Origin of the sequence: Pedobacter heparinus DSM 2366 (genome assembly GCF_000023825.1) — a bacterium.
In the GTDB taxonomy this organism is placed as follows: Bacteria; Bacteroidota; Bacteroidia; order Sphingobacteriales; family Sphingobacteriaceae; genus Pedobacter; species Pedobacter heparinus.
This window is the reverse complement of the sequence record NC_013061.1, coordinates 1,134,361-1,159,854: the sequence shown is the minus strand read 5'-3', so window position 1 is coordinate 1,159,854 and position 25,494 is coordinate 1,134,361. Positions and strand designations below refer to the sequence as shown.

Sequence of the window (25,494 nt, the reverse complement as noted above, 5' to 3'; positions counted from 1 at the left end):
GTTAAGAATACTTAATCACTTCCACGCCAAATCTCTTCAAAAAATCAACGCCTTCATCGCTGGGCAATCCTTTATAGGCTGCATACGAATCCCGGTAATGAACCACCCTTATGCCCGAAGATAAAATGAGGCGGGCACAGGCAATGCAAGGCGATAAAGTGGTGTATAATGTTGAACCTTCAATTTTAGACCCGTTCTTTATACCATACAATATGGCATTCTCTTCTGCATGCAGGGCCAGAGAGCAGCTTCCCCGGGAATCCCTGGCACAACCTGCTTCCGGCCATTCTTCATCACAATTGTGTGTCCCTGCCGGAGGGCCATTGTAACCGATCGAGATGATACGTGTATCTTTTGTTAAAACAGCCCCTACCTGCGCACGCACACAATGTGAACGGCCTGCCAGGTCGGATGCTAAATTCATAAAAATATGGTTAAAACTTGGTTTTACTGTCATTCTAAGCTTATAGCCCTGATACTTTAAATAGCTCAGTGGCGTTTATTTATAATTATTGTTAATGGATTTTTTTTGGGCTAATTTATGTTTAAAATTGCATATTAGCACAATTATATACTTTAGGTGAATGTTTGAAGCAATATTACAAGGGATAGGTGCGGGTATTTTATTTTCTTTTTTAACAGGACCAGTGTTCTTTTCAATGATCAAGACCAGCATTGAAAAGGGATTTAAGGCAGGCTTTGCGCTGGCAATCGGCGTCATTCTAAGCGATATCATTTTTATCAGCTTAACCATATTCAGTTCGCAGTTTGTGGATTATAAATCTGAATATTTCGAATACATAGGAATAGTTGGTGGCCTGTTTTTACTGGGAGTAGGTTTATATTATCTGTTTAATACCGTTAAAGTGAATTATGATATTGCTGAGATTGCCAAGGTAAAAAAACGGGGTTATGTATTGAAAGGCTTTTTAATGTGCCTATTATCTCCAACAACATTGATGTTTTGGATAATGGTTGGAGGCATCATTTCCGTACAGCTCCATTATAACCTTTCAGAAAAAATAATCTTTTTCATCATTGCCATGGCTACCCAGCTGACCGTTGATGGCTTTAAAACCTATTATGCAGCAAAGTTAAGGTACAGGATCAAAGAAAAGACTATACAGAACCTGAACAGAATTGCCGGTGCGGTAATCCTGATATTTGCAATCAGGTTGTTTATTGAGGTTGTTTTAAAGCATTACAAATAAAAGTAAATAAGCCATTATGTTCACAGTCTGGCATCTGTTAGGCTCCTAAAGGGGAGCAAACAGCGCCTAGGCCTGTTCACAGAAGGCATATTTTTTCAATAGCATAATGCAGATCAATAACATTGTGCAGATGAAAGTGCTAATACAGCTGCCTAAGACAATCGCCTGACAGCAAAAATGCTTGCTGGGAGAAGGCATAGGAATAATTGATGCCCTTCAGCATCACTTGTTCCAGCCTTCGAGTAGTACAGCTTTTTTGCGCCTTTAATAGGCCCTTTGGTTATTTCCTTCTTTCCAGTTTACAAATGCTTTATTTACTACCTTATTACCACCTGGCGTTGGATAATTGCCAGAGAAATACCAGTCGCCACTATGATTAGGACAGGCGATGTGTAAATTATCCAATGTCTGATAAATCACTTCAACTTCGGCTACCGTATTTGCTGGTGTAATGATCCTGGCAATCTGTGCAGAAATTTCTTCCTGTTTAAAAGGTCTGTAAATATCTTTCACATGATTACTATCTCTTCTTTAGGCAACAGCAGCGAAGCCTTACATTTTTGGTATACTTCTTCTATTACATTTTCCATACCGCGCGCTTTCAGCAATTGTATGGCAGCTTCAAATGCAACAAATTGCCCCATTTTAGACATATCAATACCATAACAATCAGGATAACGTATCTGAGGTGCAGAAGAAACAATAATGATTTTTTTAGGATGCAGCCTGTCAATTATTTTGATGATGCTCTGCTTTAAAGTTGTACCCCTTACAATAGAATCATCTACAGCTACAAGTGTATCTGTATGATTTTTGATTACCCCATAAGTAGTATCATATACATGCGCTACCATATCTCCCCTGTCAGCATCCTGGGTAATAAAAGTCCGGAGCTTAACATCTTTAATGGCCAGCTTCTCTACTCTTGGGCGCATAGACAGCAGCTCATCCAGTTCTGCATCACTCAGCGTATCTTTACGGCGCAACAATGCTTCTTTCTGTACTTCCCTGATGTAAGCGTGCAGCCCATCAACCATACCGTAGAAAGAAACCTCGGCAGTATTGGGGATAAAAGAAAAAACTGTATTTTTCAGGTCGGCACTTACCGCATCCAGAATTTGTTTGCACAACAACGCACCCAGATGTTTTCTTTCTTTATAGATTTCAGCATCGCTTCCTCTTGAAAAATAGATGCGTTCAAATGAACAGGCCCTTTTTTCTTCAGGTTCCCGGAAGATCTCCTGTGTTACGGTACCGTCTTTTTTAACGATCAATGCATGGCCCGGTTCTATTTCCTTTACATTTTTAAACTGTATGTTAAATGCCGTCTGAATGGCTGGACGTTCTGAAGCTGCTACTACAATTTCATCATCGGCATAATAATAAGCCGGACGGATGCCGGAAGGGTCGCGCAGAATGAAAGCATCCCCATTACCAACAATACCTGAAATGGTATAACCACCATCCCAGTTTTTTGCAGAGCGTTTTAATATCTTAGCGATATCAAGGTTTTCAGAGATTTTATGTGTGATGGCTACATTGTCTAGCCCTTCTTTTTTATATTCATCAAACAGTTCCTGGTTTTCATCATCTAAAAAATGTCCGATCTTTTCCAGTACTGTAACTGTATCTGCCTTTTCTTTTGGATGCTGACCAAGTTCATACAACTGCTCCAGCAATTCATCTACATTGGTCATGTTAAAATTACCTGCAATAACCAGGTTCCTTGTCATCCAGTTATTCTGACGTAGAAATGGGTGACAGTTTTCTATGCTGTTCTTGCCATGCGTGCCATACCTTAAATGCCCCAGTAAAACCTCACCAATAAAACTCACATTTTGTTTTAACCACTCCGCATCCTGCATCAATTCAGGCGTTTCATTCTGGATATCTACAAATTTATGCTGTACATAGCCGAATATATCTGCAACTGCATTCTGGGCCATGGAACGGTACCTGCTGATGTAACGGTGACCTGGTTTAACATCCAGCTTGATGGTTGCTATTCCGGCCCCATCCTGTCCACGGTTGTGTTGCTTTTCCATCAAAAGATAAAGCTTGTTCAATCCGTAAAGTGCAGTACCGTATTTTTCCTGATAGTATGAGAGCGGTTTTAAAAGGCGGATAAAGGCAATTCCGCATTCATGTTTTATCGAGTCACTCATTCGTGTGTGTTGTTTTAAGCGGCAAATTTACCGTTAATAATAATGAGAACCTAGAAAGAAATAGAAAGTTTATTTTTAGATTATAATTGCTGTTTAAACATCAATCCTATCAAAAAACCTGCATTTACCGGGCGCTTGCCTTAAGCGCTACATGCCTGGAAACTACCCTTTCACCAAAAAAGACAGAGGCCTGGGTATCAAAAACCTGAGCATCACCAGATGTAAAGAAAATGGTTTTGTTTTCCCTGGCAATTCTATCCGTCATTTCGGGATGATTTTCCAGGTACAATGCCAAACTATCGGCAACAATATCATCCTGTCCCAGCAAGTTAATATGATCCGGAAGGATCGTCTTTATTTTAGGTACCAGCAGCGGATAATGGGTACATGCCAAAACAATACAATCGATTTGATTGTCCTTTGCCAATAATTCATCAATGTACTTTTTAACAAAATAATCGGCACCTGCGGCTATGTGTTCATTGTTTTCTATCAGGGGTACCCACATCGGACAGCTTTGCTGGGAAACTGATATCTCGGGAAAGAATTTATTGATCTCCATCAGGTAAGACTCGGAATTGACTGTACCCCTTGTACCCATTACCCCAACATGCTTCGACAGGGTAAAATCACCCACAATCTCGGCTGTTGGCCTGATTACACCCAGCACCCTCCTGTCCGGATATTTAAAAGGCAATACATTTTGCTGTATGTTGCGCAACGCCTTTGCCGAAGCGGTATTACAGGCCAGGATAACCAGCGGGCACCCCTGCGCAAACAACCATTCTACACATTCCAGGGTATACTGATAAATGGTTTCGAAAGAGTGGTCTCCATAAGGTGTACGCGCATTGTCGCCAAAATAAATGTAATTATACTGGGGCAGCTTACTGGCGATCGACTTAAACACGGTCAGGCCGCCATAGCCAGAATCAAAAACACCGATGGATTGATTATCGTTCATTATAAAAAAACGGGATGGTTTTTATCAACCATCCCGCAATTTAAATATTTCAAATAAGTTTATTTTATTTTTTAGGTGCAGGTGCTGTTGTTTTAGCAATACCTAACTTAGTTTTTACAAGATCAGTAATGTCATCACCGCCGTCCCAGTAAATTAAAGCCTGGTTGGCTGTATCAAATACATAAGCAAAACCTTTTTCTTTAGAAACAGCTTTAATGGCTGCATCAGCCTTAACCTGGATAGGGTTAAACAACTCAGCATTTTTAGTTTCCAGTTCCTGCTGTGCTTTTTGTCTGGCATCGCCAATACGTTTTTCAAGATCCTGAAGTTCAGCACCCATCGTCTGCAATTCTTTAGTAATGGCTTCTTTGTTAGCCTCACTCATCGTTTTCTCTTTGTCCTGTGCTGCTTTCAGTTTAGTCTGATATTCCGAGATCATTTTCTCGATATCGGCTTGTTTTGTTTTTTGAAAAGCTTCCAATGCAGTACGTGCAGTTTTAACCTCTGGCATAGCCTCTATAATCGTTGCAGAGTTTAAATGTGCCAATTTTTGTTGTGCATTTGCAATATTAGCAGTAAACAATAATCCTGCCGCTAAAAAAAATGCGTTAATTAACTTTCTCATCCTATTTTTCTTAATAATTGTTTCTAATTTATGTTTAATATATTTATTTAATCGTCGAATCTGGCTTATAGCCTAATCTTTTAATCACATCGTTACTTACATCATAACCACTGCTGGCATAGATCATCATCGTAGCCTCGCTGCTCTTGTCAAAAATAAAGTCAAGGAGCTTGGCCTTTGCTACTTCTGCTACCGCCTTTGTTACGCCATCCTGGATAGGGCGTAACAATTTGGCACGGGCCTGAAACAATTCACCTTCCGGACCAAATATTTTGCGTTGAAATTCTTTTGCCTGCTTTTCTTTTTCTATAATGTCATTCTCTCTCCTTTTGCGCATATCATCAGTCAGCAACACCTGATCTGCCTGATAGGCTTTATACATTTTATCTATCTCAGTAAAGTTGTTGTCCACTTGTCTTTGCCATTGTTGCGACAAAACATTTAACTGATTTAATGACGATTTATAATCAGGTAAATGTTTCAGAATATATTCTGTATCAACATAAGCAAACTTTTGTGCAAATGCACCCATCCCTGTAAACAGCAAGATGCAAATTAAAATATACTTTTTCATTAGTACGATGATTTTATTTTGTATCGGGTTTATTGTGTGTTTTATTAATTAAATCCGCCAAGCTGCTGTGCTATACTAAAGTGGAACTGTCCTTTGTTGGCATCTGGTGAACCCGGAATCTTATCAAATCCATATCCCCAATCTATTCCCAGCAATCCAAATATCGGTAAAAATATTTTTGCACCAAAACCTGCAGAGCGTCTTACGTTAAACGGATTAAAGTCGGCAAACTTATTCCAGGTATTTCCACCTTCGGCAAATGCCGTTAAAAATGCCGTAGCCTGCTGACTTGCAATTACCGGGTATCTTAACTCCATTACATATTTGGTAAATATAGGGCTACCCGATTGTTGTGCAATATTAGGATTGGCACCTACCGGTATTACGGAGTTATTGGCATATCCGCGCATAGCGATCAGCTCCGATCCCTGAAGGAAATCAAATCCCTGCATACCATCTCCACCAAGTTTAAACCTTTCAAAAGCCGATTGTCCAACCGCACTGTTATACGAACCCAGGAACCCAAACTGGGCTTGTGCTTTCACAACAAACTTACCAGCTAACCGCTGGAACCACTGCGATTCAAATTTCCATTTGTGGTACTCCGTAAATTTATAACGTTGTTTATCAGATGCTGTTGCATAATTTACGTTATTCAGTAAAGAATAAGGCGGTGTAGCCTGTACCGTAAATTTAAAATAAGAACCACCTGTCGGGAAAATCGGGGAATCCCTTGAGTCCCTGCTCAGTTCCTGTGTAAGGTTAAGGTTGTATGAAGTACCTGTACTAAACAGGAACCCTGGATAATTGTTCAGGATATATTGCTGTACATTGATCGCATGTGTTAACTGAAAATAGTTATCCGGGAAGTTCAGTCTTCTTCCCAAACTTACTGTAACCCCATTCAGGCGAATCTTTTGGTACTGACTGCTGGATGGATCAATTGTACCATAATAACTTCTTCCTCCGTTAGACTGTAAGGAAGTAAAAGCACTTACCCCAAAGCTGATCGGTTTTTTACCACCTAACCATGGTTCAGAGAAAGAGAAACTATACGACTGGTAGTATTTACCATTGGTTTGCCCACGCAAGCTTAGCTTTTGTCCGTCCCCTTTAGGTAAAGGTTTGTAGGCACTTAAATTAAACAGGTTTCTTAAGGAGAAGTTGTTGAAGGTTAAACCCAATGTACCGATGATGTTACCACCACCAAAACCACCCGAAAGTTCAATCTGATCTGAAGGTTTTTCTTCTACCGTATATTCAATATCCACTGTCCCATCTGCAGGGTTTGGCTTCGGTACAGGATTGGTTTTTGATTCATCAAAATTACCCAGCTGACCGATCTCACGAACTGTCCGGATCAACAGGTCTTTAGAGAATTTCTCGCCCGGTTTTGTACGCACCTCACGTAAAACAACACGGTCATTTGTAATCGTGTTCCCCTTAACCGTAATGCGGTTATTGGTGTACTGTGGGCCTTCATAAATCCGCATCTCCATTTCAACAGTATCACCATAAATTTTGGTCTGTACCGGATCAACGTTAAATGTTAAATAACCATCATTCAAATAAATGCTGGACACGTCATCCCCGTTGGCACTTCCCCTTAATTTTTTTTCTAACTTCTCTTCGCTGAATACCTCACCCTTTTCAATGCCTAAAGCCCTTTGTAAAAAGTCGGTATTGTATTTTGCATTTCCTACCCAGGTAATGTTCCCGAAATAATATTTAGGTCCTTCAAACAGATCGATCTTAATGCCCACCGCTTTATCGCTGTACTGATAAATGCTGTCTTTCAGAATTACCGCATCCCGATAACCCTTATCGTGCATTTTAGCAATGAGCTTGGTCTTATCTTCGTCGTATTTTTCTTTATTGAATTTTCCTGAACCAAATACCTTATAAAAAGCCTGTTGTTTTGTTTTTTTCAGATACTTACGCAGTTTGGCCGAAGAAAAATCCTTATTGCCTGTAAAATTGATCTCGTGGACTTTAACTTTCCTGCCCTTATTTACGGCAACCTGTAATATTACACTGTTGTCCTGACTGGGGTCTGGCTTGGTCTTGTATTCAACACTGGTAAAGAAATACCCCTTTTCCAGCAAAAACTTTTTAATTGTAGCAGTGGTGCTGTTATACAGGTTATCGTTGATAATGGCTTTTCCTGCTTTTTCACCTAGTTTTTCAATGATATCCGTTTTTTGGGATTTACTTACCCCTGTAAATTCAAAAGAGCTGAGACGCGGACGCTCAACTACCTCAATATCAAAATACACGGTATCTTCTACTATTTTAGTAATATCCAGTTGAATATCATCAAACAGCCCCTGGGCCCAAAGATTTTTGATTGCATTGGCCGTAGCTTCACCCGGAAGTATAACTCTTTCGCCTTTGATCAGTTTTGACAAGGTAATGATCACGTCTTTATCCAGATATTGGGTACCTGTTAGGGTAGTACCACCAATGATATACTCTTTCGGGTTAAAATAATCCAGTTCAAGTCCTTTTACTTTTAAAGTAGGAGCTGCAGGATTGGACTGGGGGCGGGTGATCTGTGCCATTGTTGGTAAACCAATCAACAACAATAATATAAGTTGGTATATTCTTTTCATTTACAATCTAAAAATCGATGCTAAGTTAATTTAAACACATGTTAAAAAGTGTTAAAAGTAAAATTAGTTCAATTGTTCACTAATTTTACCAAAGCGGCGTTCGCGTTTCTGGTAGTCTACAATCGCTTCAAAAAGGTCTTCCCTTCTAAAGTCTGGCCACAGGGTATCCGTAAAATACAATTCAGTGTAGGCCATTTGCCACAATAAAAAATTACTGATCCTATGTTCACCGCTGGTCCTGATCATCAATTCAGGATCGGGCATATTTATGGTGGTCAACTGGGCCGAAAAATGGGCTTCATTAATCTCATCAATATCTATTTTTCCGGCTTTTACCTGTACCGCAAGTTTCTTTGCAGCTTCAATAATTTCCCATTTGGCACTGTAACTTAAAGCCAGTGTTAAGGTACAATGGGTATTATTGGCCGTCTTATCCATTGCGCTCTTCAAATCTTCAATACATTTTTGAGGAAGCGAGGCAATATCTCCGATGGCATTCAGCCTGATGTTGTTTTTGGTCAGTGTTTCCGTTTCCTGATTGATCGTTGTGATCAGCAGTTCCATCAATGCATTCACTTCCTCAACAGGCCTGTTCCAGTTCTCTGTTGAAAAAGCGTAAACGGTAAGGTATTTGATCCCGATGTCTACACAACCTTCAACGATATCCTTTACAGACAGCACACCGCTTTCATGACCAAAAGCCCTGAATTTACCTTGATTTTTTGCCCATCTTCCATTCCCATCCATGATAATGGCAATGTGCTCTGGTAAGCGTGTAATGTCTATTTGTTCTTTAAATCCCATTTATTTACCGCAAATATGCTTAAAATGTATAACATTTTTGGGACACAAAGGTATAAGATATGCCAATACCTACAAACATATATGTATCTCTTTTTCTAAAATCGCCCCGCTGGGTACCAGGAGCACCATAATTTGGTATAACTGAGGGGTTTGATAAGTGTTGCCGCAAGGCCCTTGATCCGTCATCCGGCCATACCGCAGCATCAGGATACACCCCACTAACATCATCCAGGTAGTCGGTATGCGCTGTCCGGTATCCAATCTGCGAAAACAATCCCCAGTTCTCCTTCATCTGTACTTTTATCCCTACACCATAAGGAATGGTTAATGCATAATTCCTGTAAGTTGCCGCCTGGCCCTCGGTCTGATAATACCTTAAATTGTATTCAGTATCGTCATAAGTACCCTTTGGGCTATAAAACACACCCCCTATCCCGGTAAATATATAAGGTGTAAACTTCTTTGTTCCTCCACCCGCAAAATAATTGAGAAAGTTAAAATCAACCTGTACACTTACCTCATTTAATGGGGTCTTAAAATTAATGTTCCGGTTTTTAAAATCTGCATTTTCGGAAAAAGCATCATTGGCCCTGATCTTACCATAAGTATAATGCAAACCTACGGCCCAATACGGGTCAAGGTTCAGTTTGGCATAGGCCCCTGCCGAAATCCAGCTTATCTTTAATGGCTTATCCGGGTTCAGATCGCCCATATAACCTGCTCCACCCGCCATTACCCCAAGCTCGAAAGTCTGGGCAAATGCCGTCACCGTCCCAAAAAGGACAAGAAAGCAAGTCAGTTGTGGGCTGTAACGCATATTAATAATTCCGGGTATCAATACCCCAAAGTAATTTATTCCGCAATGTGGTCAGGTAGCTCTCATTATTGAGCCTGATCAGGTTTACATGAAATTTAGCCTTATTTAAAGTTATTTTCACAGACCGGTCTACCGTTTCTGTGCGCGAATCACAAGACACCAGGAACTTTGCACTTCTTGCTTCCACCTCAAAGGTTAAAGACACATCATCAGGAACAATTACCGGCCGTACATTTAAATTGTGCGGGGCTATGGGGGTAATCACAAAGTTCTGCGAGCTGGGATAAATAATAGGACCGCCGCAGCTTAAAGAATAAGCTGTCGACCCTGTCGGCGTTGCAATAATTAATCCATCAGCCCAGTAAGAGTTCACAAACTCATTGTTCATGTAGGCATGGATGATCATCATCGCAGAATTATCTCTCCGGTGTATGGTGATGTCATTCAGCGCAAAATTCGCTTCTCCGAAAAGGTCATAAGTAGATGCTAAACTTAGCAAGGTTCTTTTATCAAGTGAATACTCTTTATTCTTTAAGGCATCAATTGCCTTTTTTATTTCATCTTTATTGATGCTGGCCAGGAAACCAAGCCTGCCAAAATTGATACCTATAACAGGTATACCCGAATCACGGATCAGCGCCAGTGTATCCAGCAAAGTCCCGTCCCCGCCTAAACTGACCAATACGTCAGTCTGTCCGGGCAATTCCGTATGCGATGAAAAAACCTTAATATGGTCGGGGAGCTTAATCTTATCCTTTATAAAATCGAGGTATTTTTTGTAGACAAGAATTGGGCTTTTATACTGTTCCAGAACATTAAAAACCTCCTGTACATAAGGCAATACACTATTATTGAACTCTCTACCGTAGATAGCAATTTTCATTATACGTTTAAATAATTCATAAATGAATTGAAGCGGTCTTCGGTTCCGTCATCTGCTTTTGTACTGTTAAATACGGCTTTCACCTGATAATTATACCGTTCAAAAGAGGCAATAATGCCCGACAATTCTGTTTTATTAATTTTCAGGGTAACTTCAAGTTTTGTAGAATCGGGGAATGATTGCACATAAGAAGAAAGGATCTGTGCATTATCGGCCTCAACAATTTGCGCCATATGGGCCAAAGAATTGTTCCTGTTACTGATTTCCAACACAATAATCCCTCCTGGTGCGGCAACGGCAAAGATACTGGCTGCAGAGGCAATCAGGGTATTGATGGTGATCAGGCCCAGGTAATTCTTTTTGTAGTCCAATACCGGAACAGCTGACAGGTTCAACTGGGTCAGCAACCTGATGATGTCGTAAATATGTGCATCCTCATAAACAAAAGGGTTTAAGAGCGACAAAGAAAGGCTCCCTATGGGCACCCCCAAATCTCTAACCTCTATCAGTTCATCTTCTGCAAGCAATCCTAAAAACTGGCTTTCGTTTACAATGGGCAGATGGGAAAGTTTGAACTCAGTCATCCGTTCCATAGCTTTCTGCGCTGAATCAGAAGTCCTAAGCGGTGGTATTGAATTAGATATGAGTTCGGTTGCCAGCATTATTTAAGTAAAATTCTGTTTAAAAAAGTTTGAAGGTATTCATTAAAGATCTCCGGACGCTCCATCATAGGGGCATGTCCGCATTTATCTACCCAGTTCAGTTCCGAATTGGGTAAAAGCTCATGAAATTCTTCTGCCACATCCGGTGGGGTTACCTTATCCTGCATTCCCCATATTAAGGAAACAGGTATGGTTATCCTCGAAAGATCTTTAGACATATTGTGTCTTATGGCCGATTTGGCCAGGGCCAGAATCCGGATTACCCTGGAACGTTCATTTACCGTTTTATATACCTCGTCTACCAGTTCCTTGGTTGCCGTTGCCGGATCATAAAAGGTAAACTCTACCTTTTCACGGATGTAATCGTAGCTTTCCCTTCTTGGAAAAGAACCGCCAAAAGCATTTTCGTATAAACCAGAGCTGCCCGTAAGTACCAGGGCCTTTACATTTTCCTGATGCGCGATGGTAAATACCAGCCCCACATGGCCACCAAGGGAATTACCAATCAGAACCACCTGGTTAACTTTCTTATATTTTAAAAATCTGTTGATGTATTTAGACAAACTTCTCACCCCCAGTGTCAGGATAGGAAGCTCATAAATAGGCAAAATAGGCACCAGAACATGGTAATTTTCTTTAAAACGGTCAATTACCGGCTCCCAGTTGCTCAATTCTCCCATTAAACCATGAAGTAATACCAGGGTTTCACCTTTTCCGGCTTCTATATATTTAAACCCACCTTCGTCTATTACTTCGTATGTCATATAAGTATTTTGTGTATGATTATTGCTACTAAGTTAGTAGAGTAAAATTAATTTAATGTAATATAATATATTAATTTATTGAAAACAGCTATATCAACTAAGCAGCAGCACAATTTATGCCAATTGCTTTTTTACAATTTCAGCTATTAATTTCCCATCTGCTTTGCCGGCAAGCTCCTTGTTGGCAAGTCCCATTACTTTACCCATATCTTTAACAGAAACTGCACCCGAATCTTTTATAAGCCCTGCAATAATCGCTTCAATTTCCGACGCTCCAAGCTGCTTTGGCATAAATACACTGATCACTTCTATTTCCTCTTCCTCTACCCTGCTCAGGTCTTCCCGGCCCTGTTGTTTATAAATATCGGCCGATTCTTTTCTTTGTTTGATCAGTTTTTGTAAAAGTTTCAGTTCCGTTTCCTCAGTAATTTCCTCTGCCGTCCCTTTTTCTGTTCTGGCCAGTAACAAAGCTGCTTTTATCGCTCTTAAGCCCCGCAGTTTGGCCTGGTCTTTAGCCAGCATGGCTTGTTTTATTTCCTGATCTATTGTATTCGATATCATATCATTTTAAATTATTTCCTGTCTATTATTGTACCATTTGCCTGTGCAGTTGGCATAATCAGCATATCATTTATGTTTACATGGGCCGGCCTGCTTACCGCAAACCATATCGCTTCCGCAATATCATCTGCAATTAAGGGCTCCAAACCATCATAAACTTTTTTGGCCCTTCCCTCATCTCCTTTAAAACGTACAATAGAAAATTCTGTTTCTACCAGACCCGGATGAATTGCAGTAACTTTGATACCATGCGGCAATAAATCTATCCGCATCCCCTTATTCAATGCATCTACGGCATGTTTGGTTGCACAATAAACGTTCCCGTTAGGATACACATCTTTACCGGCAATAGAACCAATATTTATAATGTGCCCGCTTTTTTCAGCTACCATCCAGTTAGATACGATCTTTGTGGAATAAAGCAAGCCCTTAATATTGGTATCAATCATGGTATCCCAATCCTCCACACTTCCTTTATTGATGGGCTCCAGGCCCTGGCTCAAACCGGCATTATTGATCAGTACGTTTACCTTTTTCCATTGTGCGGGTAAAGTTTCAAGGTGATACGACAGATTCTCAAAATCCCTTACATCGGCCACAATCTTTTTTACTTCAATGGCATATTTATCTTCAAGATGCTTTGCATGATCTGCAAGCAGCTGCGCCCGCCGGGCTACCAAAATTAAATTGTAACCCTGAGCGGCAAATAAATGGGCACATGCGGCTCCGATACCCGAAGTTGCCCCGGTAATTAATGCGGTTTTCATCTGTATCATTTTTTAATGTGTTGACGAACTAAACTCATGATGGTCCATCTGAATAAGTTTTTAATCAAAAAATATCTGAAAAGGTACGAGTGTATTGTAACATGCTGTAATTATCAATGTATTTTTTTTAATACCGAACAAAATGACAATGTGTCTTCCCAATATTTTTTGAACAAGCAAAGCTATTAAAATTTTATTTGGCAGCTTACTCAAAAAATAAACTGAAAGTCACATGACGCAACTGGAGCTTATCAATTGGTGCCGAATAAGGACTTGGATCGTTTTTCAGCACATCGTTAAAGGAATAGGACAGTTTAATTTCGGGCGACATTTTGAAATATTCAAAGTACAGGTCAAAACCAAAGCCGGCCTCGTAGGACAAAAAGTTTTTTCTGTTCTTTAAAAATTTATCCATCGGTGCATTCGGTGCATCATTGCTCCTTTTCTTTGATGCAATGTCTATAGCATATTTCGCTCCCCCAATTACATAGGCCCGGAAATTATTTCTCCTGTCAGATTTTATTTTAAGGCTAAGCGGCAGTTCTACCATTGTAGCCTGTACCTTCTTTTCTATCGGCGTCTCTTCTCCCTCAAAATCATAATAAGCCAGGCGGTCGTTAAAAACCAGGCTCGGCGTAAACCTGAAGTCGGCATTTTCATTGATGCGCTGGTTTACCACAAAGCCAATTCCAAAGCCCGGTGAAGATTTGGATGAGATCGACTTTAAAGATCCTGATACGGGCAATCCGGTATCGGGATCAATAAAAGGGTCACGCCAGTTTTCTTTCTTTAATATTTTATACTCAGAAGCAATGTATTGAAAAGTAAAACCGAAATGCAAACCAGCGTCATCTACGCCCCCACCCCAGTTCTGGGCCTTAGCACTATAAAAGGCTAAAAAGCAACAAAGCAGCAGGTATATTTTTTTTATCAGCATTTCTGTTCAGCTAGGAACTTATTTAATACCAGTATATATTGCACTTATTCCAAAAGTAAGCCTGATGTCCCTGGTTTCTTTAAAACCAATCTTATCCATCAGGCGAAGAAAATCATCACCATCAGGAAATGCCGCTACAGATTCCGGCAGGTACTCATAAGCACGCTGATCTTTCGAAAACAGCTTTCCAAATAAGGGGGTAATGTATTTAAAATAAAAATTGTATCCCTGTTTAACAGGAAAAGCCCTTGGTTTTGAAAATTCCAGGATCACCATTTTACCGCCCGGTTTTAAAACCCTGTACATATCAGCAAGCCCTTTCTCCAGGTTTTCGTAATTCCTTACCCCAAAGGCCACAGTAATGGCATCAAAATGGTCATCGTTAAACTGCAAGCCTTCAGAATCTCCGGGTTGCACAGAAAAAACGTGTTGCAAATTCCTTTCCTGTATTTTTTTTCGCGCCACATCCAGCATGCCTTCCGAAATATCGACACCTATAATTTTCTCCGGTTGCAGGATCTTTATCGCTTCAAAAGCAAAATCCCCGGTACCGGTTGCTACGTCCAGCATTACACGCGGCCGAATGGATCTAAGTTCTCTGATCGCTTTCTTACGCCAAAGGATGTCTATTCCGAGCGACATAAAATGATTTAAAAAATCATAAGTTCCCGAAATATTATTGAACATACTGGCTACCTGCTCCTTCTTTGTTGCAGTTTGAGATTGATAAGGTGTAATGTTTTCGTTCATAGTATGGTGCAAAGATAAGTATTGTTGAATTCTATTTTTCTACCTTTGTCAAATGATTATAAAATCAGCAACTTTTATTTGCAGCAATACAAAGGTTTCCGCTTTACCTGTAGCCAACATGCCCGAATATGCATTCATCGGACGGTCAAATGTAGGAAAATCATCACTGATCAACATGCTGGTTAACCAGCACGGACTGGCCAAAACCTCACAAAGGCCCGGTAAAACCCAGCTCATCAATCATTTTCTGATCAACGAGAAATGGTATATTGTCGATTTACCCGGTTATGGCTATGCCAAAGTATCCAAAACCAGCAGGGAAAACTGGGAAAAATTTATCCGCAACTACATCACAAAAAGGGAAAGCCTGCAATGCGTATTCGTTTTGATAGACAGCAGGCTGGAACCACAAAAGATAGATCTTGAATTCTGCTGCTGGATGGGAGAAATCCAGATCCCCTTTGCACTGATCTTTACAAAGGCCGACAAACAATCTACCGTAAAAACGGATAAGAATGTTGCTTTATTTAAAAAAGCCCTGGGTGGATGGTTTGAAGAGATCCCTCCTTATTTTGTCACCTCAGCCGAAAAAGGAACCGGAAAGGAAAAAGTGCTGGAATTTATTGAACAGGTAAACCTAGACTTTGTAATGCCATGAAGAAGTATTTTTCACTAGTCCTGTTTGCCCATTCTGTCTTTGCCCTGCCTTTCGCATTGATCGGCTTCTTTCTTGGCGTAACCACCACCGAAAATCCATTTAACTGGCTTAAACTCGTCCTGGTTTTGTTGTGCATGGTATTTGCACGCAATTCAGCCATGGCTTTTAACCGGTATCTGGACAGGAATATTGACGCCAAAAACCCCAGGACAAAAATGCGCGACATCCCTGCCGGTAAGGTATCTGCAAAAGAAGCACTGCTATTCGTCATCATCAACTGTATCCTTTTTATCCTTACCACTGCATTTATCAATAATTTGTGTCTTTACCTTTCGCCGGTAGCCCTGTTTGTGGTACTTTTTTATAGTTATACCAAAAGATTTACCGCCCTGTGCCACCTGGTTTTAGGCCTGGGGCTTTCATTGGCCCCTATTGGTGCTTACATTGCGGTAACCGGAGTGTTTAACCTGGTACCGGTACTGTATTCGTTTGCCGTATTGTTTTGGGTTAGTGGTTTCGACATCATTTATGCCCTGCAGGATGAAGATTTTGACAGGGACGAAAAATTACACTCCATTCCTGCAGCTCTGGGCATTAAAAATGCCTTAAACCTTTCTATAGGCCTTCACGTTTTATCGGCGCTTTGTGTGATACTGCCGGTATGTTTTACTACTTTTAGCTGGGTGTATTATGTTGGTGTTGCATTTTTTTGCTTCATGCTCATCTACCAGCACCTGCTGGTAAAACCTAACGACATTAGTAAAGTAAACAAAGCTTTTGCTACCACAAACGGCATGGCCTCTGTTATTTTTGCAATTTGTTTTTTACTGGATGCTTTTTTAAGAACCAATTATAATTTTTAGATCCTATGATCAACCTTACCATACCCAAGAAAAAAAGAGTTTATATCCCGCAGGACCTTCAAATCAAATGGGAAAACCTGGAAGTTATTTTAAATGAGCTATTGGAACGTCCGATCGGGAATGTTCAGGAACTGGAACAATGGCTTAAAGACAAAAGTGAACTGGAAGCAGCCCTGGAAGAAGATTTTGCCTGGCGATACATCAGGATGAGCTGTGATACAGCAAATGAAAGCCTGGTTAAGGATTTCCAGTATTTTGCTACCGAAATTGAACCTAAAATTTCTCCGGTTGCCAACAAGCTGAACCAGAAATTTAACGATAGCCCATTTATTGATGAACTGGACCAGGACAAGTTTTTTGTCTATATCCGGGCAATCAGAAAAGCACTCGAAATTTACAGGGAAGAAAACGTGGAGCTGCTGACCAGGCTGCAGGTTACCCAGCAAAAATACCAGGGCATTACAGGTGCCATGAGTGTAACCCTCAATGGCCAGGAATATACCCTGGAACAGGCCGCGAATTTTATTAAAGATACAGACAGACAAGTCAGACAACAGGCCTGGGAAACTATACAACAACGTCGTATGGTGGACAAGGACGAATTGAACATGCTGTTTGATGAGCTCATCGTGATGCGTCATGAAGTAGCTTTAAATGCCGGTTTCGAAAACTACCGCGATTATATGTTCCAGGCTTTGGGTCGCTTTGACTATAGCCCTCAGGACTGCTATCATTTTCATGAGGCCATTGAAAAGCAGATTGTACCAATCCTTAAAGAACAGGCAGAAAAAAGGGCAGAACTGTTGGATATAGCCCCACTTAAGCCATGGGATATGGAGGTGAGCACCACCGGAAAACCTGCGCTTAAGCCCTTCAAAAATGGCGGGGAACTGATAGATAAAAGCATAGCCTGCTTCAATGTTATTGATCCTAAGCTCGGACAAATGTTGTCCATCATGAAAGCAAACAACCTTTTTGATGTGGAAAGCAGGAAAGGCAAAGCACCAGGTGGATATAACTACCCACTGGCAGAAACCGGAGCCCCCTTTATTTTTATGAACTCGGCCAATTCTTTGCGCGATTTAACAACAATGGTACATGAAGGCGGGCACGCAGTACATACCTTCCTCACTGCAAACCTGGAGCTGAACGACTTTAAACATTGTCCTTCCGAAGTTGCAGAGTTAGCTTCAATGAGTATGGAGCTGATCTCTATGGACAACTGGAACATTTACTTCGACAATGAAGAAGACCTGATCCGTGCAAAAAAAGAACAGCTGGTAGATGTACTCAAAACCTTGCCCTGGGTGGCTGTTATCGACCAGTTCCAGCACTGGATCTATACCAATCCCAGTCATAATGCGGCCGACCGTGAGGAGGCCTTTAAACAAATTTACACCCGTTTTGGGGCAGGCTTTGCCAACTGGGATGGCCAGGAAAAGGAATTTGGAAACATCTGGCAAAAACAGCTGCATCTTTTTGAGGTCCCTTTTTACTACATTGAATATGCCATTGCCCAGTTAGGGGCCATTGCCATCTGGAAAAATTATAAAGAAAATCCTTCCAAAGCGCTGGAACAATATCTTAATGCACTTTCATTAGGTTATACAAAACCAATTAATGAAATTTATGAAACTGCAGGGATAAAATTCGATTTTAGTTTAAGTTATATAGAACAGCTTGCCAGTTTTGTAAAAGATGAATTGCAGAAATTAAACTAAAGACCAAATTTATGCTGGAGAAACTGTTCAGGAAAAAATCTATTGACAAAATATTGGCGGATGCTGAGAAAGGGTACAATGAGCATGGAACTTCCCTGCATAAAACTTTAGGTGTAAGAGATCTTACTGCTTTTGGGATTGCTGCAATTATAGGAGCAGGTATTTTTAGCACCATTGGCAAGGCCAGCGCCGAAGGGGGGCCTGCTGTTATCTTTTTATTCATTTTTACCGCCGTTGCCTGCAGTTTTGCCGCCTTTGCTTATGCAGAATTTGCCTCAATGGTACCGGTATCCGGAAGTGCCTATACCTATTCTTATGTAGCTTTTGGTGAACTTGTTGCCTGGATCATTGGTTGGTCGCTCATTATGGAATATGCCATAGGCAACATTACCGTGGCCATTTCCTGGTCCGATTACTTTACCGGGCTCCTCTCCTCTATACGAATCCCGGCCCTGAATATAAACGGGATCCATTTGCCCGACTGGATGACGATGGATTACCTTACGGCCTATAACGGCCATAAACATGCTGAGGCCCTTATCCATGCGGGGAAAAACTTTGCCAACCTTGACGATGCCACCAGAATAGCCAGCAGTGCCTGGAACACGGCACCAAGAATCGGCAATTTCCATCTTGTTGCAGATTTGCCGGCGCTGGGCATCATTATATTCATTACCTGGCTGGTGTACAGAGGAATGAAAGAATCCAGAAATGCCAGCAACGCCATGGTTGTCGTAAAGCTCGCTGTCATTTTGCTGGTACTAGCTGTAGGCGTATTTTATGTAGACACCAGAAACTGGAGCCCTTTTGCACCCAATGGGGTATCGGGCGTGCTGAAAGGTGTATCGGCTGTATTTTTTGCTTACATAGGTTTTGACGCCATCTCTACCACTGCCGAAGAATGTAAAAACCCGCAACGCGATTTGCCCCGGGGGATGATGTGGGCAATTATTATCTGTACCATCTTATACGTCGCCATTGCATTGGTGCTAACCGGAATTGTAAACTACAGTCTCTTATCTGTTGGAGACCCTTTAGCTTTTGTATTTGATCAGATCGATCTGAAACTCATGAGCGGCATCATTGCTGTAAGTGCTGTTTTTGCCATGGCCAGTGTATTACTGGTATTCCAAATGGGGCAGCCAAGAATCTGGATGAGCATGAGCAGGGACGGTCTATTGCCCAAATCATTCTCTAAAATCCACCCCAAATACAAAACACCCTCTTTTGCTACCATTGTGGTGGGCTTTGTGGTGGCCGTACCTTCATTGTTCATGAACCTCACCATAGTAACAGATCTGTGCTCCATAGGCACTTTGTTTGCCTTTGTTCTGGTTTGCGCAGGGGTATTGGTTTTACAAAACAAACCGGATGTAAAAAGGGGAAAATTTAAAATCCCTTACATCAATTCAAAATATATTGTTCCACCATTGTTCATTGGGATACTTGTTTTGGGCTTTACCATATATAAAAATGAAAGCAGTGCCTTCATTTTCAACAAACCTGTTATCAACGACCCTGTAAAGATCATTACTTTATTAAATGATGCTGAAAGGTTAACAATTAAGGATGAAATTAAAGCCGAACAGGCCAAAGTAAACCTGATTGGACATAATATTGATGCTGAGGCCTATCTGAATAAATTAACTGCACAGCAATACCAGCGTTTCATAGATAAATCTGCCATAAGCCCCGAAAAGAAATATGAACAGGGATGGGCACTGTTCAGGCACAAAATACCCATGTGGATATTTTTCTTTATCAGCCTGTATATTATCTGGTTCTGCATCACCAAAAACCTTTCACTTATACCGGTACTGGGCCTGATCAGCTGCCTGTATATGATGTGCGAGCTGGGCATCTCTAACTGGATCGGATTTGGCATCTGGCTCATCGTTGGCCTGGTAGTTTATTTTCTATATGGATTTAAAAACAGTAAACTCAATGTAGAAAAGATTACCAAATAGAAAAATTTTCGATTTTTATTATAAAATTTGAGAATATATCTTTACATTAGATTAGTAATTTATTATATATTACAAATGTTAAGTTAATTCCGGTGTGGAATCAATTGAACAGGATTAAGTTGCCCTCCTAATTATCCCTATAATTGTTTGGTCGGACGACCAACAATAAAGGCTCCTCCCCGGAGCCTTATTTGTTTGGTAAAAACGTTTCATCAACCAGCAGCACCAGTAGCCAGATACCTGGATCTTCTTTCCTAAAACTTATACCCTATTTTAAAACTTATGTTATCTGCTAAATTAATCTCATTTTCAGCATAGCCAGCTTGTTTCGCAAAAATATAGCGAACTCCAAGTCCCAGTCCCAATTCATAGTTGAAATTTTTACCCAGGTTTCTTCTGATGCCCCAGCTTGGTATTATAGAAATGTCGCTGATCACATTGATATTGTCGTAGTTTGACACCACAAACCAATCCGGATGATAACTTGTTTTTATCGACAAGTAGTTGGCGGCATTGTCAGAAATATTCCTTCCTTTTTCCAGGCGTTTGGCCATGTTGTAATAATACTTTGGCTCAACTATAAGTACCGGAGCCATTAAAAATCCAGTCTGATCGTAAAAACTGTTTGCCCAGAATCCAGCGTCAAAACCTACCTCTGTTCTTATTACAAATTTGTCGGCAAGTCTGCTTTCATTGTTTACCCAAAGTCCAAGATACCCGGTTTGAACACCGAATACAGATTTTTCGACTTTGGCTTCTTGTGCGTTGGTTAACTTAGATAATCCGAGTAGCGCTACTAATAAGAGTTTTTTCTTCATGAACATGTTTAATTGCTCAAAACTAGACAAATTATTTTAGCAAAAGTCCTAGCTTCTGCTAAAGTGTAGTTATTTTATCCTGTTGCTCAATGGGATTAGTTTTAATTTTTCTTGCTTTTCAGTTCCCCTAAAACGGCCACAATTATACCATACAAATCACCTCCGGTCATATCATCTGTTTGGTTGCTCAGCAGCACAATGCCTATGCTTTCGTCGGGATACAATGCACAAAAAGTCCTGAAACCTTCAGTTCCCCCATCTGCGCGGATATAATAATCCCAGTTCCTGGTTTTTCCTATATCCCATTGCAAACCTTTTGCATTCTGGTCTACATTCCCATACATCACCCGGTGGGTTAGCTTCACAGCTGCATCATTTTCAGCAAGCTGATAAACCGTATATTTCAGCATATCCTCCAGGTTCGAATGTATAGCCCCGGCACCAGGCATTACAGCCGATATAGGGCTGGTCGGTTTTCCATCCTTATCAAAGCCTTGCAACAGCCTGTCCTTATTGGCATAGCTTACCCGGGTATCCTTCATTTTTAATACACTGGTTATGTTCCGGGCCAGCAGTTCATCATAAGGAAGCTGGTACATCTGTTCCAGGGCATAGCCCAGCAATTTATAACCAACATTCGAATAGGCATATCTGGGTTTCAGCGAATCTACCTTAAGTTCCGCCAATTGTTTCAAAAAAGAAGCTTCATCACCGGCCTCAAAGCTAAAGGGTAGCTGGGCAGTATGTGTAAGTACACTGCCTAGCTTTATCGCTTCGCCCCCCGCATACTGCAGGTTTGAAAAGCGTCCGGGAAGATACTTGCGGATATCCGCATTCATTTCCATTTTACCTTCAACAATAGCCTGTGCTACCAGCAAACCTGTAAATGTTTTGGTAATAGAACCTATCTCATAGATGGAATAGTCATCAGGTAGTTTTTTAGTACCTGGGGCAACCTCACCATAATGGTACTTATGTATGCCCCGGGCCGTTACAATACCGATAGAAAGTCCTACCCTGCCTTTTTTTAACATGTAAGCCTGTGCTGTTTTATCAACAACAGAGTCCAACCCTGTCCGCATGGGGTTAGCACCCCCAACCTGCGCTGTAACAAACTTACAACCAATAAGTAAAACAAACAGAACAACCAGCTTTTTCATACCCAATAGACACAGTTCAAACAGAAAAGTTTCAAAATTTAAAACCTGTCTTTGTATGAAATTCAATATTGTTTTCTAAACAGCAGCAGCAAATGAAGCATGATACTGAGTACAAACAGTGTCGTTAAGCCAAGATAGATGCCACTGTCCACAAAATAATTGTGTTCAATAGATGATTGCAAGATATGGAATGCCCAAATGCTTAGAAATATAGCAAACACCATGTTTAAAAATGCAAGCACATAATGAACGGGGTTAAATGCTTTCTCATTTTCAAGATGGCGCAGTACCATCCCATTAAATACAATCACTATTAAAATAGCGACAATTGGCCAGGAATAGCTGTTGAGCAGGTAACCGAAAAAATAGGCCAATGCAAGCGCAATATTTAAATAGGACAATATCTTCAGCATGTACTAATTTACGTGATATTAAGTAAGGCAAAAAAATAGGATTATAACGAAGTTTCTTGCATTTTTTACCCCCTGGAAAAAAACACCACTCTATTGTTTCAGATAACCTTTTTCCTTAAGCTTATTCTCTACTTTTTCCCCTATTTGTCGTCCCCATTCCTGGCCGGCAGCCATAGATTCACGGGTAATCAACGGAGTTTTTTCTGCAAATTTCTTACCAATAGGCGTTTCATAAAAAGCTATGAGTTGGCGCAGATCTGCTTCAGTTAAATGCTTCTGATAAACCGGTAATATCAGGTCAACAAGCTTACCGATTGCATCCTTATTTATCTCGGTAACAAACTCATCCCAGAATTCGTTGGGAATATTTGATTGCTGTTGCTTAATCATGGAGATCATTTGGTCAATCGCAGTTTTAAAGGTCACCTCCGACCCCGATACCTGCATCATTTTAGTTAATGTCGACTTGTAAGTATTATTTTCCTGACCAAAAGAAAACGTTGTAACCAACGCAAGGAGAACTGTTAAGATGGATATTTTCATGTTAAATAATTTACACATATTGCCTGCTAATCCAAATGAAAAGCCTGCCTCATTTCATATCTGATTTTTTTCCCGTTCAATTCAGCTGGAATCCATTTAGGACTATTCTTAATTATATTTTCACACACTTCAGAAAACTCAGATGCCCCTTTCATATGTTCAATATCATTCTTTACATCAACTACATTCCCCTGCTCATCTATCACGTAGTTGATAAAAATAAATTTGGAACCACCTTGTCCTGAACCTTTGGAAATGGTATTTGCGTACTTTTTTATACTGGTTTGCAGAAAAGTATCCCATGTTACCTTACCTGCAAAGGTAGGTGCTTTCCTTGTAAGTACAACAGAGTCCTTTACCAGATAATTTCTGTAAGACTGATCATTCTTTCTATCTCTAAGAATTACATACGAAGTGTACGCTTTCTCCCCATTTAAAAATCCCATTTTATGTTCAACCGAAAGCCTGAGTTGGATTGAAACACTATCGGCATAAGGCATAGGAGAAAGTTTCTTTAAATGTGAAAAATAGTATTTCATTGCTTTCGTTACTTCTTCAGGCAATTCACTTTTCACGCTTACATCTTTAATAGCTCCATCTTTAAGCAGCAAAAAATCTATCTCTGTTTCACTGCTAACGGGTATGGTATCATTACTGTTCATTAAAGTTACATTATTAAAAAAGACCCAATAATCTTTATTATAGTATTTTTCAGGAATCGATTCAATTTGAAAATCACCGGATAAATTCATAGCAGCTCGTACCGCAGATTCATATTCCTTCATATTATTGCCATAAAAAAATGATTCGGCAGTTCTAAAGGGCTCAGCATTCTTAAACAGGAAATCGGATAATGTCTTTTGTGAGGCTATATAATCCCCAAATGCATAATCTGCTAAAAACTTGCTGATTGGTAAATCCTTTAGTGGATATAAACTCAATGGATTTTCAGGTTTTACATATTTTCTTCCGTTATCATACATGCCGTAGCTTTTCCCATAAAGGAATTTATCGTCCTTAAAAGTATCATCGTAAAATAGTTTTTTTACCTTACTATTTTTGCTAAGCGGAGCATCCAGCGTATAATATTTCCACTGCCCCTCTCTTTTGCCGTTTATAAGCTCACCTTCTAAACTTCTTATTTTAAAAAAAGAAGTATTGGCAATTACTTTTGGGTATTCTTGCGGATCTAATTCAAATTTGCCATTGCCCTCACTAATTAGTGTGGCACCCTTTTTATTCCTATAAAAAAGTGGCGTAAAATCCCTGCTTGTTTCACATTTAGCTTTTAAAATGAGTTCTCCGGAAGAATTGTAAAATGACCATAGTCCTTTCATATCATCATTTTCGAAGTGGCCTTCTCTTTCTATTTTGCCATCAGGATAATAATAAGTAAACAGCCCTTGCTTCATGCCACTTTCATCATATACACCCCTCATTTGCACAGCGCCATTTTTGTAAGTATCAATAACTTCACCTGTAAAATAAGTAAATTTATCAATTACCAGTTTTCCGTTCCTAAAGTATTGAGCAATTTGACTATGGCAAATCTGCCAATTGCTATTATAAGGAATAGTCAATTCAAATTCTTGTTTTTGAGCTTTCAAACTGCCTATTGTTAACACCATAATGATTAGCGTCAAAATGTAATATTTCAATTTCATGTATTCATGTCGCTTTTAATAAATTTTACAGGCACGTGGTCGGTTAACCATATAATTTGTAAGATAAATTATATTCACGAAATATTATGGATAAAAAAGAAAAATGCCATCCAGTGCAACTCAACATTTCCGATACTGTAACTATATTGCATTATTAAAGTCTATACTGCATGAATTTAATTGGCAATATCATCTGGATTATTTTTGGCGGCATATTTATCTTCTTTGAATATATATTTGGCGGTTTAATCCTATGCCTAACTATTGTAGGAATTCCATTTGGCATACAATGTTTTAAATTCGCTATCGTCGGGCTTGCTCCTTTTGGCGTCAAAATTACCGATACTTCATCCAATACGGGATGTTTATCTACGCTAATGAACATCATCTGGTTTTTATTTGGTGGATTCTGGATTGTGCTAACCCATCTGTTTTTCGGTTTGCTTCTCTGTATTACAATTGTTGGAATTCCATTTGGAAGACAACATTTTAAATTGATGAACCTGGCTTTTACGCCTTTTGGGAAATCGATCAGGTAATTTTGTAGCTTTAGTAAAACATGATGATAAAAAACCAGGCTTTATAACTGCT

At 40.1% G+C, this 25,494-nt stretch carries 25 protein-coding genes and 1 pseudogene; 6 read left to right on the top strand and 20 right to left on the bottom strand.

Translation table 11 applies throughout. The features are described 5' to 3' along the window. Window position 1 precedes the first annotated feature (1 nt). Window positions 2-424, bottom strand: coding sequence for a deoxycytidylate deaminase (locus PHEP_RS04970; RefSeq protein WP_036675538.1), 423 nt, complete (start codon window positions 422-424; stop codon window positions 2-4). Between the two features lie 160 nt (window positions 425-584). Here PHEP_RS04970 and PHEP_RS04965 point away from each other — a divergent pair, with 160 nt between their 5' ends. After that, the gene (locus PHEP_RS04965) at window positions 585-1,211 is read left to right on the top strand and encodes a LysE family translocator (RefSeq protein WP_012781156.1); all 627 of its coding nucleotides are present in this window, start codon (window positions 585-587) and stop codon (window positions 1,209-1,211) included. A gap of 264 nt (window positions 1,212-1,475) precedes the next feature. Here PHEP_RS04965 and PHEP_RS04960 read toward each other — a convergent pair. From PHEP_RS04960 to ubiE, 14 genes and pseudogenes are all read right to left on the bottom strand, one after another. Beyond that, a pseudogene (locus tag PHEP_RS04960) lies at window positions 1,476-3,376 on the bottom strand (amidophosphoribosyltransferase). 124 nt (window positions 3,377-3,500) lie between these two features. Further along, on the bottom strand, window positions 3,501-4,340 hold the full coding sequence (gene murI / locus PHEP_RS04955; protein ID WP_012781155.1) for a glutamate racemase: 840 nt from the start codon (window positions 4,338-4,340) through the stop codon (window positions 3,501-3,503). Window positions 4,341-4,404: 64 nt separating this feature from the next. Beyond that, window positions 4,405-4,965 carry an OmpH/Skp family outer membrane protein gene (locus PHEP_RS04950; protein ID WP_012781154.1) on the bottom strand — a complete coding sequence of 187 codons (561 nt, stop codon included), beginning with the start codon at window positions 4,963-4,965 and terminating at the stop codon, window positions 4,405-4,407. 43 nt (window positions 4,966-5,008) lie between these two features. Further along, window positions 5,009-5,539: an OmpH/Skp family outer membrane protein gene (locus PHEP_RS04945; protein ID WP_012781153.1), complete on the bottom strand. Its 531-nt coding sequence runs from the start codon at window positions 5,537-5,539 to the stop codon at window positions 5,009-5,011. A 44-nt stretch (window positions 5,540-5,583) separates the two neighbouring features. Beyond that, complete coding sequence (bamA, locus tag PHEP_RS04940) at window positions 5,584-8,151, bottom strand: outer membrane protein assembly factor BamA (protein ID WP_036675184.1); 2,568 nt, start codon at window positions 8,149-8,151, stop codon at window positions 5,584-5,586. A 63-nt stretch (window positions 8,152-8,214) separates the two neighbouring features. Next, window positions 8,215-8,955 (bottom strand): isoprenyl transferase, encoded by a 741-nt coding sequence (locus PHEP_RS04935; RefSeq protein WP_012781151.1) that lies wholly within the window; start codon window positions 8,953-8,955, stop codon window positions 8,215-8,217. A 19-nt stretch (window positions 8,956-8,974) separates the two neighbouring features. Beyond that, entirely contained in the window at window positions 8,975-9,772 is a 798-nt protein-coding gene (gene porG, locus PHEP_RS04930; protein ID WP_012781150.1) for a type IX secretion system protein PorG, read from the bottom strand. Window position 9,773: 1 nt separating this feature from the next. Then, window positions 9,774-10,655: an NAD kinase gene (locus PHEP_RS04925; protein ID WP_012781149.1), complete on the bottom strand. Its 882-nt coding sequence runs from the start codon at window positions 10,653-10,655 to the stop codon at window positions 9,774-9,776. Next, the gene (locus PHEP_RS04920) at window positions 10,655-11,317 is read right to left on the bottom strand and encodes a CBS domain-containing protein (RefSeq protein ID WP_012781148.1); all 663 of its coding nucleotides are present in this window, start codon (window positions 11,315-11,317) and stop codon (window positions 10,655-10,657) included. Before PHEP_RS04920 ends, PHEP_RS04925 begins: the two co-directional genes overlap by 1 nt. After that, window positions 11,317-12,081 (bottom strand): alpha/beta fold hydrolase, encoded by a 765-nt coding sequence (locus tag PHEP_RS04915; RefSeq protein WP_012781147.1) that lies wholly within the window; start codon window positions 12,079-12,081, stop codon window positions 11,317-11,319. Before PHEP_RS04915 ends, PHEP_RS04920 begins: the two co-directional genes overlap by 1 nt. A 114-nt stretch (window positions 12,082-12,195) precedes the next feature. Beyond that, window positions 12,196-12,642: a GatB/YqeY domain-containing protein gene (locus PHEP_RS04910; protein WP_012781146.1), complete on the bottom strand. Its 447-nt coding sequence runs from the start codon at window positions 12,640-12,642 to the stop codon at window positions 12,196-12,198. An 11-nt stretch (window positions 12,643-12,653) separates the two neighbouring features. Beyond that, on the bottom strand, window positions 12,654-13,418 hold the full coding sequence (locus PHEP_RS04905) for an SDR family NAD(P)-dependent oxidoreductase (RefSeq protein ID WP_012781145.1): 765 nt from the start codon (window positions 13,416-13,418) through the stop codon (window positions 12,654-12,656). A gap of 196 nt (window positions 13,419-13,614) precedes the next feature. Then, window positions 13,615-14,346, bottom strand: coding sequence for a type IX secretion/gliding motility protein PorT/SprT (gene porT, locus PHEP_RS04900; protein ID WP_012781144.1), 732 nt, complete (start codon window positions 14,344-14,346; stop codon window positions 13,615-13,617). 18 nt (window positions 14,347-14,364) lie between these two features. Next, window positions 14,365-15,096, bottom strand: coding sequence for a bifunctional demethylmenaquinone methyltransferase/2-methoxy-6-polyprenyl-1,4-benzoquinol methylase UbiE (gene ubiE, locus PHEP_RS04895; RefSeq protein ID WP_012781143.1), 732 nt, complete (start codon window positions 15,094-15,096; stop codon window positions 14,365-14,367). 52 nt (window positions 15,097-15,148) lie between these two features. On the opposite strand from ubiE, the gene yihA reads away from it, so the two are divergent. The 4 genes from yihA to PHEP_RS04875 are packed head-to-tail and all read left to right on the top strand — an operon-like array spanning window position 15,149 to window position 20,305. Continuing rightward, entirely contained in the window at window positions 15,149-15,754 is a 606-nt protein-coding gene (gene yihA, locus PHEP_RS04890; protein WP_012781142.1) for a ribosome biogenesis GTP-binding protein YihA/YsxC, read from the top strand. After that, complete coding sequence (locus PHEP_RS04885) at window positions 15,751-16,617, top strand: UbiA-like polyprenyltransferase (RefSeq protein ID WP_012781141.1); 867 nt, start codon at window positions 15,751-15,753, stop codon at window positions 16,615-16,617. Before yihA ends, PHEP_RS04885 begins: the two co-directional genes overlap by 4 nt. Before the next feature lie 5 nt (window positions 16,618-16,622). Continuing rightward, window positions 16,623-18,338: a M3 family oligoendopeptidase gene (locus PHEP_RS04880; RefSeq protein ID WP_012781140.1), complete on the top strand. Its 1,716-nt coding sequence runs from the start codon at window positions 16,623-16,625 to the stop codon at window positions 18,336-18,338. An 11-nt stretch (window positions 18,339-18,349) separates the two neighbouring features. Next, a complete protein-coding gene (locus PHEP_RS04875) occupies window positions 18,350-20,305 on the top strand; it encodes an amino acid permease (RefSeq protein ID WP_012781139.1) in 1,956 nt (651 codons plus the stop codon). Between the two features lie 254 nt (window positions 20,306-20,559). On the opposite strand, the gene PHEP_RS04870 is transcribed toward PHEP_RS04875, so the two are convergent. The 5 genes from PHEP_RS04870 to PHEP_RS04850 form a co-directional block, all read right to left on the bottom strand. Then, window positions 20,560-21,123 (bottom strand): hypothetical protein, encoded by a 564-nt coding sequence (locus PHEP_RS04870; protein WP_012781138.1) that lies wholly within the window; start codon window positions 21,121-21,123, stop codon window positions 20,560-20,562. Window positions 21,124-21,224: 101 nt separating this feature from the next. Further along, entirely contained in the window at window positions 21,225-22,283 is a 1,059-nt protein-coding gene (locus tag PHEP_RS04865; protein ID WP_012781137.1) for a serine hydrolase domain-containing protein, read from the bottom strand. Between the two features lie 62 nt (window positions 22,284-22,345). Beyond that, a complete protein-coding gene (locus PHEP_RS04860) occupies window positions 22,346-22,696 on the bottom strand; it encodes a hypothetical protein (protein WP_012781136.1) in 351 nt (116 codons plus the stop codon). A 90-nt stretch (window positions 22,697-22,786) separates the two neighbouring features. Beyond that, complete coding sequence (locus PHEP_RS04855) at window positions 22,787-23,239, bottom strand: DUF2059 domain-containing protein (protein WP_036675535.1); 453 nt, start codon at window positions 23,237-23,239, stop codon at window positions 22,787-22,789. Between the two features lie 26 nt (window positions 23,240-23,265). Continuing rightward, window positions 23,266-24,903, bottom strand: a complete 1,638-nt coding sequence (locus tag PHEP_RS04850; RefSeq protein ID WP_012781134.1) for a toxin-antitoxin system YwqK family antitoxin — start codon at window positions 24,901-24,903, stop codon at window positions 23,266-23,268. A gap of 170 nt (window positions 24,904-25,073) precedes the next feature. Between PHEP_RS04850 and PHEP_RS04845 the strand changes: the two genes are divergently transcribed. Continuing rightward, entirely contained in the window at window positions 25,074-25,442 is a 369-nt protein-coding gene (locus PHEP_RS04845) for a YccF domain-containing protein (protein WP_012781133.1), read from the top strand. The last annotated feature ends 52 nt before the right edge of the window (window positions 25,443-25,494 follow it).

Coding starts and splice junctions, on each gene's coding strand:
- PHEP_RS04880 (WP_012781140.1), top strand. CDS start 16,623: ATGATCAACCTTACCATACCCAAGAAAAAAAGAGTTTATATCCCGCAG.
- porG (WP_012781150.1), bottom strand. CDS start 9,772: ATGCGTTACAGCCCACAACTGACTTGCTTTCTTGTCCTTTTTGGGACG.
- PHEP_RS04910 (WP_012781146.1), bottom strand. CDS start 12,642: ATGATATCGAATACAATAGATCAGGAAATAAAACAAGCCATGCTGGCT.
- PHEP_RS04935 (WP_012781151.1), bottom strand. CDS start 8,955: ATGGGATTTAAAGAACAAATAGACATTACACGCTTACCAGAGCACATT.
- murI (WP_012781155.1), bottom strand. CDS start 4,340: ATGAACGATAATCAATCCATCGGTGTTTTTGATTCTGGCTATGGCGGC.
- PHEP_RS04905 (WP_012781145.1), bottom strand. CDS start 13,418: ATGATACAGATGAAAACCGCATTAATTACCGGGGCAACTTCGGGTATC.
- PHEP_RS04945 (WP_012781153.1), bottom strand. CDS start 5,539: ATGAAAAAGTATATTTTAATTTGCATCTTGCTGTTTACAGGGATGGGT.
- PHEP_RS04850 (WP_012781134.1), bottom strand. CDS start 24,903: ATGAAATTGAAATATTACATTTTGACGCTAATCATTATGGTGTTAACA.
- ubiE (WP_012781143.1), bottom strand. CDS start 15,096: ATGAACGAAAACATTACACCTTATCAATCTCAAACTGCAACAAAGAAG.
- PHEP_RS04875 (WP_012781139.1), top strand. CDS start 18,350: ATGCTGGAGAAACTGTTCAGGAAAAAATCTATTGACAAAATATTGGCG.
- yihA (WP_012781142.1), top strand. CDS start 15,149: ATGATTATAAAATCAGCAACTTTTATTTGCAGCAATACAAAGGTTTCC.
- PHEP_RS04925 (WP_012781149.1), bottom strand. CDS start 10,655: ATGAAAATTGCTATCTACGGTAGAGAGTTCAATAATAGTGTATTGCCT.
- PHEP_RS04970 (WP_036675538.1), bottom strand. CDS start 424: ATGAATTTAGCATCCGACCTGGCAGGCCGTTCACATTGTGTGCGTGCG.
- PHEP_RS04950 (WP_012781154.1), bottom strand. CDS start 4,965: ATGAGAAAGTTAATTAACGCATTTTTTTTAGCGGCAGGATTATTGTTT.
- PHEP_RS04915 (WP_012781147.1), bottom strand. CDS start 12,081: ATGACATACGAAGTAATAGACGAAGGTGGGTTTAAATATATAGAAGCC.
- PHEP_RS04845 (WP_012781133.1), top strand. CDS start 25,074: ATGAATTTAATTGGCAATATCATCTGGATTATTTTTGGCGGCATATTT.
- PHEP_RS04965 (WP_012781156.1), top strand. CDS start 585: ATGTTTGAAGCAATATTACAAGGGATAGGTGCGGGTATTTTATTTTCT.
- PHEP_RS04860 (WP_012781136.1), bottom strand. CDS start 22,696: ATGCTGAAGATATTGTCCTATTTAAATATTGCGCTTGCATTGGCCTAT.
- PHEP_RS04920 (WP_012781148.1), bottom strand. CDS start 11,317: ATGCTGGCAACCGAACTCATATCTAATTCAATACCACCGCTTAGGACT.
- PHEP_RS04870 (WP_012781138.1), bottom strand. CDS start 21,123: ATGAAGAAAAAACTCTTATTAGTAGCGCTACTCGGATTATCTAAGTTA.
- PHEP_RS04885 (WP_012781141.1), top strand. CDS start 15,751: ATGAAGAAGTATTTTTCACTAGTCCTGTTTGCCCATTCTGTCTTTGCC.
- porT (WP_012781144.1), bottom strand. CDS start 14,346: ATGCTGATAAAAAAAATATACCTGCTGCTTTGTTGCTTTTTAGCCTTT.
- PHEP_RS04865 (WP_012781137.1), bottom strand. CDS start 22,283: ATGAAAAAGCTGGTTGTTCTGTTTGTTTTACTTATTGGTTGTAAGTTT.
- PHEP_RS04855 (WP_036675535.1), bottom strand. CDS start 23,239: ATGAAAATATCCATCTTAACAGTTCTCCTTGCGTTGGTTACAACGTTT.
- bamA (WP_036675184.1), bottom strand. CDS start 8,151: ATGAAAAGAATATACCAACTTATATTATTGTTGTTGATTGGTTTACCA.